Source organism: Porphyromonas uenonis DSM 23387 = JCM 13868, assembly GCF_000482365.1.
GTDB classification, from domain to species: domain Bacteria; phylum Bacteroidota; class Bacteroidia; order Bacteroidales; family Porphyromonadaceae; genus Porphyromonas; species Porphyromonas uenonis.
The window spans coordinates 87665-101923 of the sequence record NZ_AXVC01000023.1 but is presented as its reverse complement, the minus strand read 5'-3'; the positions used below and the strand labels follow the sequence as shown (position 1 = coordinate 101923).

Sequence of the window (14259 nt, the reverse complement as noted above, 5' to 3'; positions counted from 1 at the left end):
ATGACTCTCCACTTGAAATCTAGGGGATATCCCTTTCGTCCTCGTTTACTTTTTTCTGGTTTCATTGCTGTTGGGGTTGGCTCCCCAACTGTGTACTATTTCAGGAGAGGACAGAATTTGGGCAATTCCTAGGTAGGAAATGAGACGAGCTCATTTTTAGCATGCGTCAGCCCTGGTCGGCATAGTCTTCAGCTGAAGAATATTTGCTATATTTGCACTGCCGGACGGAGAAGACGTCCGCAAAGTAAAACTCAAATCAAGACAGTATGAAGATCAACGACAAGATGGCCACTTTGGTCAATGCACAAATTAATGAGGAGCTTCACGCAGCATACCTTTACCTCGCCATGTCCTTCCAGATGCAAGATGAGGGTTATGATGGCTTTGCTCATTGGTTCCTCCAGCAGTACCACGAGGAAATCGAGCATGCCCTCGAGATCGCTCACTACCTACAGCTGCGCTCTGGGAAGCCACAGCTGACAGGTGTAGCCGAGATGCCACAGCACTTTGGTAAGCCCATCGAGCTCTTTGAGGCAGCTTACAAGCACGAGTGCCACGTCACGGAGCTGATACACAACATCTATAAAGAGGCGCTAGAGGCGAATGACTACGCTACCAGCTCGTTCTTTAAGCGTTATATCGATGAGCAGGTTGAGGAGGAAGACACCGTCCTCGGCATCATAGATCAGCTACGTATGGCTAGCGATAAGGGGCTCTACCTCGTCAATGCAAAGCTCGCTCAGCGATAAGAGATAGTCGCTCAATGATATAGTAACGTATGAGGCATAGTAATGAGAGGGGGTGACTCTCTGACTACTATGCCTTGTATGCTTTTTCAGCAATTTGAGGTGCTTAGGCAGTTGCAGAGACAAAAGTTTTTTGTACCTTTGCACTCACGAAGGCGTTGACAGAGCAATCTGGACGACCGAAGGGGCAGTTACCAGAGTGGCCAAATGGGGCTGACTGTAACTCAGCTGGCGTAAGCCTACGGTGGTTCGAATCCATCACTGCCCACGACGTAGTTACGGCCTTCGGGCGACTGATACGGTCAGTCGTGTATATGCGGAAGTAGCTCAGTTGATAGAGCATCAGCCTTCCAAGCTGAGGGTCGCGGGTTTGAGCCCCGTCTTCCGCTCCAAGTGAGTAAATGATTGATAGAGCGGTACGAGTTGCCGCTCTTTTTTTGTATCAGGAGAGCCTGTCCTGAGCCAATGTAGGGAAAGTGAGTTAAATATATGATGATACTAGATAGAGGCGGTAAGTGCGTGTGCAGTGTCTTGGTGACACTTCTTGTGGGGTGGCTCCTCTTATGCTCTTGTGGTCGTGCAGACCTCTCGGATACGGAGCAACTACCGCAGACCTTTGTGGAGGCGGACACGCTCTACAAGGCGGGACGCTATGAGCAAGCTGCTAAGATGTACGACCGTGCCGCTGAGGAGTGCTCTGGGAGAGAAAGTCTGCAGAGCCTTTGCTACTACCGTGCAGGTGTCGCTTATAGCCAGACGGAGCAGCGGGGATGGGCTATCCTGAGCTATCGCAGAGCGTTACTGCTGACGCCAGACTATAAGGAAGCACGACACAATCTGCGCCTAGCCGAAGAGGCGAGGATGAATATGCCCGCCATGGAGTACCCGATCGTACGGCGCTGGGCAGATGCCTGTGCTTATGCACTCCCTATGAGTGGTTGGCTGGTTATATCCATTGTGCTTTTTGTGGGGGCTATAGTCACTTGCTTGGCTTTCTTCTTGGGGCGATCAAGGAGGGTGCGACGCACATCTTTCTATGCGATGCTTATTCTGCTATTCTTGTGGGGCTGTACCTTACTGATGATACTACATCGTCGTCACTATGATAAGCAGACGGACGTAGCGATCGTGTGCAGTGTCAAGGCTCCGCTATATGCTCTAGAGGATGACCCCGCAGTGGCTGAGCCTGTGACGGAGCTGTACGATGGTGCCGAGCTGCGCATCGCATCTACAGCCGAGGGGGGCTCCTATCTGCATGTCGTGCTACCTGATGGGACAGAGGGGTGGCTACCTAAAGCCTATGTAGAGCCTGTCGCTATCAATCAATAATTATCTCTCTTGGAAGTCAACGTAACGAAGATATGGCCGAACAATTAGCTCTCTGGGAGCGCTCGCTCTTTCTCACGCTCAACGCTGCCCACACCCCTTACTGGGATGCCTTTATGTATCTCATCTCCTCACGCTGGCCGTGGATTGCAGTTGCTTTCGGACTGGTTGTCTTCCTTTTTGTCAAGAAGCCTCTCCGTGAGTCTATCCTTCTCGTGCTTATGCTGGCGCTTCTGATCACGGTAGCTGACCAGCTCTCTAGTGGTTTGATCAAGCCTTACTTTGAGCGGTTAAGGCCCTCTTACCATCCCCTGACGGCAGACTTAGTGCAGTCGGTCTATGGATACAAAGCCTGGGGGTATGGCTTCATCTCAGGGCATGCGACCAACTTTATGGGGCTGGCGATGTTTACCTCACTGGCTTTTCGCAATCGCTGGTACACGCTTGTAGTCTTTGCGCTAGCCTTGACGACAGCTTATAGCCGCATCTATCTAGGCGTTCACTTTATCACAGACGTGGTGCCAGGTGCTTGTCTAGGACTTCTGCTAGGATACTTAGTCTATCTGCTCTATCGCTGGCTACGTGTCAAGCTCTACAACGTACACCCCTCGGCACCTCAAAGCCGTCTCTGCGCCTCGACAATCGGATATTTGACCGCATTCCTTTGCGTCTACATCCTCTTCCTCTTTGCTTTTGCTGGAGAGCTGATGGGCGTGATGAAAGGGCAGGCGGGCTGGTAGGCTACGCGCTCAATCGAAGTGAAAGTAGTGGGAGAGGCGTACGCTATCATCTCGATTGAACTCCTCAAGACTCATGATGCGGTGCCACGAATCTATGGAGCCGTTCTTACGAATGCTCCGCGCGAGAGCCATTTGCTGGCGGTAGTTAAGGTAGGGGTGAGCGGGGATGTTGTCGCTACGTAGGGACTGGAAGGAGGTACTGTAGTTCTTCACCCCGATATAGAAGAAGGGCTTGATACGCTGGTACCTATCTGGCTCCATGCCGAAGATCTCTTGTAGCTGTAGCACGGTGTAGTAACCGCCTAGCTGGTCGCGATACCTAGCGATGCGCCTGGCAAAGCTGGGACCGATGCCGGGAACTTGTTGGAGTGCCAATGTGTCAGCACTATTAAGGTCTATGCGCTGTCCCTCTCGGAGCTTCGGCTGCGAAGTGTACTGCGGGCGGTCAGGCGCTCCCACGTAATCGGCCGACAGCTCGACACCTTGCGAGGCGTTGCTCCCCTCCTTGTGGGGCTTATCTGGTTGTACGGGTGGTGCATAGGTTCCACTAGCTCGTCTTTGTGTGGAGTCTGTGGGGAGAGAGCCCATTTGCTCACCCATCGTCTGCCCCGCCAGTGATGCAAGCGGCTGCGCATTGTAATTATTGTCCCAAAGCACCTTGCCGATGGCCGAGAGTATGATGAGACTGACGGCTATCAGCACCCAAGTCTCTATGCGTCCTCTCTTGAAGCTACTCATAACTCTCCCGAAGTAGCGGTGTCGGCTATGATGCGTCCATCTTGGAGTGAGATGGTGCGGTCGGCTCGCTGCGCAAAGTCTTCGTCGTGCGTCACGATTAGGAAGGTCTGTCCGAGCTGGTCTCGTAACTCGAAGAATAGCTCAATGAGCTCCTCCTTGCGCTGTGTGTCAAGGCTCCCAGAGGGTTCGTCGGCTAGGATGAGCGTGGGACGATTGATCAGTGCACGCGCCACAGCTGTGCGCTGCTTCTCACCTCCCGAGAGCTGTGCCGGACGGTGCTTAAGACGATCGGCTAGCCCGAGCTGTGTCAGTATCTGTTCCGCTTCGCTGAGTGCTTGACGCTTGCTCATGCCAGCGATCATGGCGGGGATGGCTACATTTTCTACAGCCGTGAACTCAGGTAGCAACTGGTGAAACTGAAAGACGAAGCCTATCTGACTATTGCGAAAGTGCGCCTGCTTCTGAGCCGAGAGGGTAAAAGGATCAACCCCGTTGATGAGCAGTTGCCCCTTGTCAGGCTTGAGTAGCGTGCCGATGATCTGCAGGAGCGTCGTCTTGCCCGCACCGCTAGGCCCGACGATAGAGGTTATCTCACTTTGATGTATCGAGAGAGTTATCTCTTTGAGTATTTGCAGAGAGCCAAAGGACTTGCAGATAGAGTCTAGAGTAACGAGAGGCGAAGACATAAGCTTAGTCGTTTTTACTGAGGAGTAGAGAGGTCTTGTAGTACGTAGGCTGCCATGTTAAGGCCGAAGAGCTGAGGCATGTAGGAGATTGTCCCGACGATGCTACGCTTGTTCTGATCACCGTGAGGGAGGGCACGTATAGCCTCCTCATGCGAAGGCTCGCTACTGTAGACACATGGCGTGGCAAAGACAGATCGAGGCGCCTCTAGCTGGCGAAGTCGCTTGCGCACGAAGCGAGCCAAGGCGCAGATATGCGTCTTGCTCATCGGCGCTACCGAAACCCGCTGCGGATCTAGCTTAGCTCCTGCGCCCATAGCGCTGATGATTGGGATACCTAGCTGATGCGCGGTGAGGATGAGTTCGCACTTAGGCGTGAGCGTGTCGATGCAGTCTAGGATGTAGTCGTAGTGATGCGCCGAGAGGAGCGTGGGGATGTTGTCCCCCGAGAGATAGGCGGCGTGCGTCTCCACTGCTATGTCCGGATTGATCCGATGCAGTAGTTCCTCCACCAGCTCCACCTTAGGACGACCTATGGTATCTCTAAAGGCTATCACTTGACGGTTGATATTGGTCTCATCGACCTTGTCGTGGTCTACGAGCGTAAAGCGACCGATACCGGAGCGCGCCAAGATTTCGCACGCCTTACTCCCCACACCGCCGAGCCCCACGACGAGGATATGCTTGTCGGCAAGGCGCTGCAGCGTCTCGCCCCCGAGGAGTAGCTCCGTACGCTCCAGCCAGTGCGGTATGCCTTCCATAGGTGTTATCATCTCGTCTAGCTACTCCGTGATGCCTCGCTCGTCTAGAGCTGTCTGATAAGCTTTCGCATTGCGCATATGCTCCGCATAGGTAGTGGCAAAAGCGTGATATCCCGAGAAGTCTGCCCGAGCACACATATATAAGTAGTCATGCGGCTTACGGTGCAGCACGGCATCTATCGTGGTCATCTGCGGATAGCGGATAGGACCAGGTGGAAGACCTTTGTATCTGTAGGTGTTGTAGGGCGAGTCGATCTTAAGCAATTCGCCTCCGATACGCTGAGCCGTGAAGTTGCCCGAGGCAAACTTAAGCGTTGGGTCCGCCTGTAGTGGCATCCCCTTGTGTAGGCGATTGATGTAAAGCCCGGCGATGTCGCCATACTCGTCCGTCTTGCTGGACTCCTCCTCAACGATTGATGCGATGATCGAGACCTCTACAGGCGTGAGCCCCATCTCCTGAGCTAGTGCGGTGCGCTGCTTGTCCCAGAACTTGTGGTAGCTTTGCTCATACTTGTGCAGGAGCTCCCTCGGTGTGGTCGTCCAATAGACCTCGTGGGTGTCGGGGAGGAACATACAGCGCACGGTCTCCGTCGTAAACCCTAACGAATCGCAATAGACGGAGTCTCGCAGTAGTGTGCGTAGCGCCTCAGCACTTATCTCTAGCGGTGCTGTCAGCTTGTCGATCAGCTCCTCCTGAGTACGTATAGAGGAGAAAGCGAGCTTGACAGGGTCTTGCGCTTCGTAGGCTATCTTCTTGCAAATAGAGAGGATGCTCATCTTTGGCGTCAAACGGTAGCGTCCTGGACGCAACTTATTGTCTAGACGTATGACGTGTGCCACGCTACGGAGGAGGGCGGGGTTCTTGACCTTTAGCTCCTGAGCTATAGTCGTCATCAGTGCCTCGCCACTAGTCGTGTCCGTGACGTAGGCATAGCACTCCTGCTGACTGGAGCTACCAGCGGGGCGCAGTAGTAGGTAGGCCGCACACGAGAGCAAGAGTAGTATGACGATCAGGATCGAAAGGAAAAATGTACCAGTACGTCTAGACGATCTATTGCGATGACTGCGACGTGAAGTGTCGTTGAAGTATGAGGGACGCCATTGTCTAGACTTAGATTTGCGACTTCGTGACATAGATGAGGGCTATTCAGTTAGTAAAAACGGATGCTAATAAAACAGTACCCACAAGGGAGGACGCACTCGCTAATGGCGGAGTGGGGTAGTCTCTTGTGGGTACTTTCTTGTGTCATAGCGTAGGAGAGGTAGCTCTCCTAGATGCTGGATGCCTAAGCATAAAAGGCTGTGCGGAGCAGTTTACTTCTCCTCTGGCTGTGCGGCCTCGGGAGCAGGTGCGTCACCTTCCTGCTGTGCTCTCTGCTCCTTACGTATATCGCGTAGCTTGAGGTCTAGCTCGTCGATCTCTTGTTGCATTGCCTCGCAACGCTCCTCAAGCATCTTGAGCAGATTCTCTCCCGCACTACTGGTCACACTCAGGCGCTCCTTGTTATTGCTATAGGTCTGCAGGTCGCTCTCCAGTTGCTCCTTCCTGCGGAGTATCTTGTCGTACTCCTCACCGTAAGGACTGGCGGGACCGAAGTTGCGCCGATTATTGTTGCGATTGCCACGTCTGTCGCCACGAGGTCTGTCGCTAGCTCTCAGCTTGTTGAAGAAAGCATCCATCTGCTCCTTCAGCTCGTCCTGTAGCTTACGGCGTGTCTTGCGAGGCATGTAGCCCAGCTGGTTAAAGTCTCTCTGCAGGGTCACTGCCGCCTCACGATCAGCGTCGGTCGGAGCCTCGATGGCAGCCAGCTCATGAGCACGAGCTAGGAGTTGCTTAGCCGTGGCCACCGACTCTTTGCTCTCCTCACGCTGCGCCTGATAGAGCGCTTTGTGGTGCGTATAGTAATTGTCGCAAGCTTCACGGAAGCGCTTGAAGAGAGCCTGATGCTTGTTGGTGTGGATTAGCTCGTTCCACTCCGTCTGTAGCTCCTGTATGCGGCTGTGCCCCTCAGGCCAGCGCTCCTCAGCTACGATTTGCTCGATCTCCTCGATTATAGCGCGCTTGCGGTCGCCCTGCTCGCTGATGAGCTTGTTGCGGTCACGCATGAACTCCTTGCGCTTGTCAAAGAATATGTCGCAAGCTGTCCTAAAGTGGAGGTATAGCTCCTCGCTGACGGCACGAGGCACGCGACCCGTCTTGCGCCACTGAGCTTGCAGCTCCTTGATTTGGTCGGTGAAGGTGCGCCAATCCTTGAAAGTGTGGATATCGTTCGGGTTGATAGCCTCTATCTGCGTGATGATGCCCCGCTTGATAGTCTCGTTTTCGCCCTCCTGCGTGCGCTGCTGGTTGCGATACTCTTGGTTGTTGAAGTTGATCTGTGCCGAAAGCTCCTGAAACTGCTTCCACAGATCCTTGCGAAGCTCCTTAGCCACAGGCCCCACGTCACGCCAGCGGTGGTGTAGGTCTTGTAGCTCGCGAGCTGCTTGGGTCACATCGGTAGACTCAGCCAGCTCCTTAGCACGCTGTATGATCGCCTCCTTGGCCTCGAGGTTCTTCTTGAAGTCGTAGTCACGGAACTCGTTGTTGATCTGCTGCAGGTCGTAAAACTGCTCTCTCAGATGCTCAAACTCGCCCTGTGTCTGGCGCATATCACCGGGAGGCACAGCACCCGCATTGCGCCAGCTATCGGTAATCTCACGATACTCCTTGCTGATGACGCTAAAGCTTTCGCTCGATGTGAGCAGCTTGCGCAGACGATCTAGAAGCTCACGCTTTACCTCTAGGTTAGCCTTCTGCTCCTCGGCAATCTCCTCCTGGCGCTTGCGATTGCGCTCCTTAAAGTCATTGAGGAGCTCCTTGAGCCTTATCTCCTGCGCCTCAGCATCGGCACGGAGCTTAGCGTTTTCCTCAGAGACGGTGTTGAGATAGCTATTCATCTTGCTGTAGAAGACGCTCTTGTAGCGATCAATGATGGAGCGTGGAGGTAGCTCGCCACTTTGTAGCAGGAGTACCACGTCGTCGGTGATCTGTGCGCAGCTCATCTTGGCAATGTCTGCATCGCTCTTGTTGAGTAGCTTCTGATACTGACGCTCCTCCTCGGTTAGCTCTTCGGTGGGGGCTGGAATCTTCTCGGCTGAATCCTCAGTCGTTACAGCCTCCGCTACGGGCTCCTCTAGAGGCGTCTGCGCCACCGTCTCAGGTGATGGTGATGTCTCTGGAGTGGTCGTCGCCTCCTGTGCTGATGCTGTGTTAGTCGTCTGGTCGAGAGCTGAGCTCTGATTGTTGTTCTCTTCTTGTGGGATAAGATTCATATCGAGATGATTCTAGATGTGTTACTAATGTCGAGGAGTCTCGGTAGACCCCACTGCAGGGTGCAAGCTCCTCGTCTGCTATTCGGTCGGTGTAGTGGACGGCAGGGCGCTCTCCGTGAGTCAGCCACGAGACTCGTCTCGCTACAGGGTAGAGTCACGAGGCTGTAGCGGTGGTTTATAAAAACGTAGCGCTGTGTCAGCCTTCGTTACTCTGAATGCAAAGATAACTAATTCTTGGGGATTGGAGCGTGCCTTCCCCGTGGCAAAAGATTTTCTTCCATGAGAAAATTGATTTTCCTCGGTGAGAAACTAGAGTTTCTTCCGTATGAAACTGGAGTTTCTCCCGCATGAAACTAGAGTTTCTCCTAGGTGAAACTACAGTTTCACCCGATGGAACCAAGGAAAGAGGCAGATGAGACGAAGAAAAGAGAGGAGATGCCGATGAAGACATCTCCTCTCTTTGGGGATTTAGTGGGGAGGCGCAATGCTCCTCACTGTGTATGTTGGCTCTTACCGCAGGTTAGGCGGTGCTTGTTCGGTTGGCGTTTATCGCTTGGGGAAGGTGGGCTGCGGATGCGCCTTGACCTCCTCAAGGAGTACGCGTACGGCAGCTTCTAGCTGGCTGTCGTGCCCGTCGAGGACGCGGTTATAGTCGAGCGGTACCACGACATCGGGCTCGAGCTGCTTATTCTCGAGGAAGTCTCCCTGCTGGGTGCGATACCCTACGGCGGGGATGCCGAAGAAGAGCAGCGGGTTCTGCATCGTGACCCAGTTGACCGAGGTCATAGTGCCTGGCACTGGCATACCGACTACCTTGCCCATGCCGAGGGTCTGGTAGACCCAAGGAGATCCGTGCGCATTGGAGTAGTCAGCCTCGCAGACGAGCATGACTGAGGGCTTAGTCCAGCGCTTGCTAGGCATCGTGCAGTAGTTCTGCCCACGCACCTCTTGCTGCAGATAAGCCTTGCCGCTGAAGAAGGTCTCGAGGTCTTCGTGCAGACGACCACCACCGTTGTAGCGGATGTCGATGATGATACCGTCGCATTGGTAGTACTTGCCCATCACCTCACTGTAGACGGTGCGGAACTCGTCGTCGCCCATGCTCGGGATGTGTACATAGCCGAGACGACCATTAGAGAGACGCTGCACCTCAGCTTCGCGAGCCTTGACCCAGCGCTTGTAGAGTAGCCCCGAGAACTTACCTGAAGAGATCGGACGGACAGCCTCGGTGATTTCCTTTTGCTCCTTATTACTATAGAAGGTAACAGCCGTGAGTGTGCCCGTAGTGCCTGCGAGGAGGTCACGCCAGTCGGTGTGGTGATTGATGCGTGTCCCGTTGATCGCAACGATGCGGTCACCAGGCTGTAGCTTGGTCAGGTAGGTGTCGAAGGGGCCGCCCGTCACAATCTCGTCGACGAGGATACCCTCGAGGGGTAGGGCGTACCAGTTGTAGAGTAGACCCAGATGACCCGTAGCTGGCTCGCTAGAGCTCTGCCTGTAGCCTGAGCCAGTGTGCGATACATTGAGCTCGCCCAGGATCTCGCTGAGCATCTCGGAGAAGTCCTCGTTCGTCGCTATGTGGGGCAAGAACTGGCGGTAGTGGTCAGTCAGACCCTTCCAGTCTACACCGTGCATGTCTGCTCGGTAGAAGCGTAGTCCCTCCTCGCGAACCATAAAGTCGTACATCGCCTCGCGCTCGGCATAGCTGTCTAACTCCACACGAGCACGGTAGTTGACTGACTCAAACTTCTTAGAGGCAGGCGTAAAGCACTGTACTCGGCCTGAGGATACAACGAAGATCTTATCCCCCTTGGGTGTGGGACGCATGTAGGCACTGCCCGAGAGATCTAGCTTACGTAGCATCGAGGTATTGCCTTCGCGCAGATCTGTCTGCCAAAGGTTGTACCCACCCTCAAAGGCTGAGAGGTAGTAGAGATTCTTCCCGTCGGCATCAACATAAGCGTCTGCGAGGTCGCTCGAATTGGGCGTAAGCCGTACGATGCGGTCTTCGATGCCCTGGATCTCGACGACGATCGGCTTGGTCTCGTCCTTCTTCTTAGCACTCTCGGCAGGAGCAGGTTCGGAACCATACTGCAGGGTGTCTAGTCCAGCGCGGTCGTAGAGGTCGCGCTCCTCGGGTGTCATGTTAAACTTCTCGTACGCCTTGCGGTTGAGGAAGACGAGGAAAGCGTCGCTCATAGAGCCCCACGAAGCGTGGTTGCGCATACCGTATCGGTCTGAGGTGAAGAGGATAGCATTGCCACCCATAACCCAGCCCGTGAGGTCGCTGAAGTAACCCGTATTGGTTAGGTTGATCACCTCACCTCCAGTCGCTTTTACCAAGCCTACATCACCAAAGGGCGCATGCACATTGGGTGTATATCCGAAGGCTATCCAGCGGCTGTCAGGACTCCACTCGAAACTGATGTAGCCGTGCATCTCGGGTTGATCCTTACCACTGGTGACCTGTGTGAGCTTCTTGCTCTCGACATTATAGGTATAGATGCGCTTGCGGTCACCGACGAAGGCGATCTGCTTGCCATCGGGAGAGTACTGGGGTAGGGCTTGCTCCATCTTGCACTCGGGCATGAGGGGCTCTTCCTTGATAATGGTAGCAGAGGCGAAGTCTAGCTCCTTGTCCGAGGCGATGGTCGCCTTGTAGAGGATATGCTTGCCGTCACGGCGTGAGTCGTAGACGAGCGTCTTGCTGTCGGGACTCCAGGTAACACTCTCCTCGGCGCCGGCGCTCTGGGTGATGCGCTTCGTCGTGCCATGCTCGACAGAGGTGACGTAAACATCACCACGCATGATGAAGGCTAGCTGCTTGCCGTCACTGCTGGGCGTGAAGGAGCTACCTCCACTGCTGGCTGTGCGGCGGTACACTTTGTCCTTAGGACCTTCGGTGCGCAGGGTGATCTGTACCTTCTGCGGGGAGCGTCCCTCGGTCATGGTGTAAAGGTCGCCATCGTAGGCAAAGCAGAGCCGTCCGGAGCGTGAGATGCTGAGGAAGCGTACGGGATGATTGCGGAAGCTGGTCACCTGCTGAGCGGTCTGCTCGCCGATGCGCTGCTTCCAGACGTTGAGCGAATTGCTTTTGCCACGCTCGCTAATGAAGTAAACGGTCTGGTCATCGGGTCCGAAGACGGGTGAGAGGTCTTCGCCTGGCTCTAGTGTGCAGGCGGTAGTGGCTCCACTTTTGGGGTCTACTATATAAATGTCTCGTGTGACGGAACTGGTGTGGTGCTTGCGCCACTTATTCTCAAAGCCCTTGATGTCCTGCGCTACGTAGCGGTCGCCACGATGGCTGAAAGTGACAGCCTCGAGTGGGCGAGCGTTATAGAGCATAGGCGTGCCACCATCGACAGGTATCATGTAGAGCTGTGAGAGGATACCCGTAGGGTTGAGCGCACTGGTGGCAGGCTGCTGGAGTGCTTCGGACATAATGATAAAACGACCGTCGGGCGTGTAGCACTCGACGGTATGGCTATTGCCCGAGTGGCGTGTGATGCGCTTGACATCTCCACCGAGGGCTGACATAGTGTAGATGGAGCGGTGCCCATCACGATTGCTCATGAAGGCGATGCGCTTGCCATCGGGACTCCATGTGGGATGTGACTCGTACCCATCGGAGCCAGTTAGGAGACGCGCCTCGCCACCAATAGCGTCGACAATGTAGATGTCGCCTTGGTAGCAAAAGGCTATCTGATTACCATCTGGTGAGATCTGGGCATAGCGTAGCCAGCGGGGTGTCTCCTGCGCTACAGCCCCCACGAGCCAGGTGGCTGAGAGGGCTAGTAGGAGTAGGAGACGCTTGCAAAGGGAAGTGTTCCTCTTCATAAAACGGATATTCTTAGGGGTATTTACTTAGACGATAGAAGTTCGGTAGTGCGCTTGATGAACTCTTGTAGGGCAACGCCTCGTAGTTCACCAGCTGAGAGTAGAGCCAGCTCGACGATATGACGTATCACAGGCTGCTTCTCGGTGTACTGGTCGAAGGAGCTTTGCATCTCGCCGTGTAGCTCTTCTTGCTGCTTGTGGAGAGCCTCCTTCTTATCTTGTAGCTCTTTCTTTTGCTCCTCGGTAGACTCGGTCTGCTCCTTGGTCTCCTTGTCTAGCTCGGTGACTTGCTCTTGGAGCGTGGCGAGCTGAGAGCGCAGAGACGCAAGCTGTGGCTCAAGCTCTTTGCCCTCACCCTCTAGTAAGCTCTTGATGAGCGGGTGGTCGGCGTTGAGTACGAGCGAATAGCTGTCGGGGAGTGAGTTGTAGAAGGAAGCTCCAGGCTGATACTGCGACATCTCCTTCATACGGCGCATCCACTCCATACGGGTAATTACTGCCGGCTGAGCCTCCGGACCCATGTTGCGTAGGAAGACCTGATAGTTGACCTCGCCCGTTGGAAGCGCCTTGGCAAAGAGGCTACGCATGATCTCAGTCTCCTGTGCGGAAGCGTCGGTCGTCGTGTCGTCACGCTGGATCAATTGGTCGACCGTGTCGCTGTCTACACGTACGAAGTGCGTGTTCTCCCACTTTTGCTCTAGATGATTGAGTAAGGGTGTATCGAGCATGCCGTGCATGTGGAGTACGTTGTACCCCTTAGCTTCGGCAGCCTGGATGTAGCTGTACTGCGCCTCAGGATCGGTAGCGTAGAGGTAGACGAGCTTGCCGTCCTTGTCGGTCTGATTGCTCTTGACCAGCTCGCGATACTCCTCGGGTGTGTAGAACTTTCCAGCCACATCCTCCAGTAGGAGCAGCGACTTGAGCGCACGCTCCTCCATCTTCTCATCGGTGAGGATACCATAATGTATGAAGACCGAGAGGTCGGGCCACTTAGCCTCGTAGGTGGGACGGTCATTCTTCATGATCTCCTCCAGCTTGTCGGCCACCTTCTTCGTGATGTAGCTACTGATCTTCTTGACATTGCTGTCGGACTGTAGGTAAGAGCGCGACACATTGAGCGGTATGTCTGGCGAGTCGATCACACCGTGGAGCAAAGTCAAGTACATAGGCACGATGCTCTCCACCTCGTCAGTCACAAAGACCTGATTGCAGTAGAGCTTGATCTTGTTGCTCTGCAGATCCACCTTGTTGCTCACCTTGGGGAAATAGAGTACACCTGTTAGGGTGAAGGGGTAGTCCACATTAAGGTGTATCCAAAAGAGTGGCTCGTCAGCTCCTGGGTAAAGCTTACGGTAGAACTCACGATAGTCTTCGTCTGTAAGGTCTTGTGGCTTGCGAAGCCAGATCGGGTTGGTATCGTTGATCACATTGTCCTCATCGGTGTCCTGCATCTTGCCCTCCTTCCACTCTTGCTTCTTGCCAAAGATGATGGGGATCGGGAGAAAGCGACAATACTTCGTCAGTAGCTCCTCGATGCGTGACTGCTCGAGGAACTCGCTGCTCTCTTCGTCCAGATGCATGATAATGTCGGTGCCACGCTCGGTACGGCTACCCGTACTCATCTCGTAGGCGGGCGAACCGTCACAGCTCCAGTGTACTGGCTGCGCGTCTGGCTGGTAGGAGAGGGTGTCTATCTCGACACGGTCGGAGACCATAAAGGCTGAGTAAAAGCCTAGTCCGAAGTGTCCGATGATATTACCCGAAGCATCTTTGTACTTTTCCAGAAAGTCCTCTGCTCCAGAGAAGGCTATCTGATTAATGTAGCGCTCCACCTCGTCGGCGGTCATGCCGATACCGTAGTCTCGTACGGTCAGCGTGCGCGCCTCCTTATCTAGTAGGACCTCTACACGGAGATCCTCAGTGCTGCCCACCTCCGTGCCACGAGCTATCAGAGCGCGCAGCTTGGTCGTCGCATCGACTGCGTTGGACACAATCTCGCGGAGGAATATATCATGCTCACTATAGAGAAACTTCTTGATGACGGGGAATATATTTTCACTCGTAACCCCGATTTGTCCTTTATTACTATTCATAAGCTTGTATTGTTTGTCTAGTT

10 protein-coding genes and 2 tRNA genes are annotated in these 14259 nt (G+C 54.3%); 5 read left to right on the top strand and 7 right to left on the bottom strand.

The window, feature by feature from the left end; genetic code table 11:
- Positions 1 to 266: 266 nt before the first annotated feature.
- The 5 genes from L215_RS0101795 to L215_RS0101775 all read left to right on the top strand — a co-directional run bounded on the left by L215_RS0101795 (position 267) and on the right by L215_RS0101775 (position 2812).
- Positions 267 to 749 carry a ferritin gene (locus L215_RS0101795; RefSeq protein WP_025884313.1) on the top strand — a complete coding sequence of 161 codons (483 nt, stop codon included), beginning with the start codon at positions 267 to 269 and terminating at the stop codon, positions 747 to 749.
- A 182-nt stretch (positions 750 to 931) separates the two neighbouring features.
- Positions 932 to 1014: transfer RNA gene (locus L215_RS0101790), tRNA-Tyr, on the top strand.
- Between the two features lie 48 nt (positions 1015 to 1062).
- Positions 1063 to 1138 (top strand) — tRNA-Gly (locus L215_RS0101785).
- 97 nt (positions 1139 to 1235) lie between these two features.
- Positions 1236 to 2075, top strand: coding sequence for a hypothetical protein (locus tag L215_RS0101780; protein ID WP_025884311.1), 840 nt, complete (start codon positions 1236 to 1238; stop codon positions 2073 to 2075).
- A gap of 32 nt (positions 2076 to 2107) precedes the next feature.
- Complete coding sequence (locus L215_RS0101775; RefSeq protein ID WP_025884310.1) at positions 2108 to 2812, top strand: phosphatase PAP2 family protein; 705 nt, start codon at positions 2108 to 2110, stop codon at positions 2810 to 2812.
- Between the two features lie 9 nt (positions 2813 to 2821).
- Here L215_RS0101775 and L215_RS0101770 read toward each other — a convergent pair whose 3' ends face one another.
- From L215_RS0101770 to htpG, 7 genes are all read right to left on the bottom strand, one after another.
- Entirely contained in the window at positions 2822 to 3550 is a 729-nt protein-coding gene (locus L215_RS0101770; protein WP_025884308.1) for a ComEA family DNA-binding protein, read from the bottom strand.
- Positions 3547 to 4236, bottom strand: coding sequence for an ABC transporter ATP-binding protein (locus L215_RS0101765; RefSeq protein WP_025884306.1), 690 nt, complete (start codon positions 4234 to 4236; stop codon positions 3547 to 3549). Before L215_RS0101765 ends, L215_RS0101770 begins: the two co-directional genes overlap by 4 nt.
- A gap of 14 nt (positions 4237 to 4250) precedes the next feature.
- Complete coding sequence (locus tag L215_RS0101760) at positions 4251 to 4994, bottom strand: tRNA threonylcarbamoyladenosine dehydratase (protein WP_025884304.1); 744 nt, start codon at positions 4992 to 4994, stop codon at positions 4251 to 4253.
- A 21-nt stretch (positions 4995 to 5015) separates the two neighbouring features.
- Positions 5016 to 6128, bottom strand: coding sequence for an endolytic transglycosylase MltG (gene mltG / locus L215_RS0101755; protein ID WP_025884303.1), 1113 nt, complete (start codon positions 6126 to 6128; stop codon positions 5016 to 5018).
- Between the two features lie 180 nt (positions 6129 to 6308).
- Positions 6309 to 8306: a DUF349 domain-containing protein gene (locus L215_RS0101750; RefSeq protein WP_027451249.1), complete on the bottom strand. Its 1998-nt coding sequence runs from the start codon at positions 8304 to 8306 to the stop codon at positions 6309 to 6311.
- 546 nt (positions 8307 to 8852) lie between these two features.
- The gene (locus tag L215_RS0101745; protein WP_027451248.1) at positions 8853 to 12143 is read right to left on the bottom strand and encodes a S41 family peptidase; all 3291 of its coding nucleotides are present in this window, start codon (positions 12141 to 12143) and stop codon (positions 8853 to 8855) included.
- Positions 12144 to 12166: 23 nt separating this feature from the next.
- Positions 12167 to 14236 (bottom strand): molecular chaperone HtpG, encoded by a 2070-nt coding sequence (gene htpG, locus L215_RS0101740; protein WP_027451247.1) that lies wholly within the window; start codon positions 14234 to 14236, stop codon positions 12167 to 12169.
- Positions 14237 to 14259: the final 23 nt, after the last annotated feature.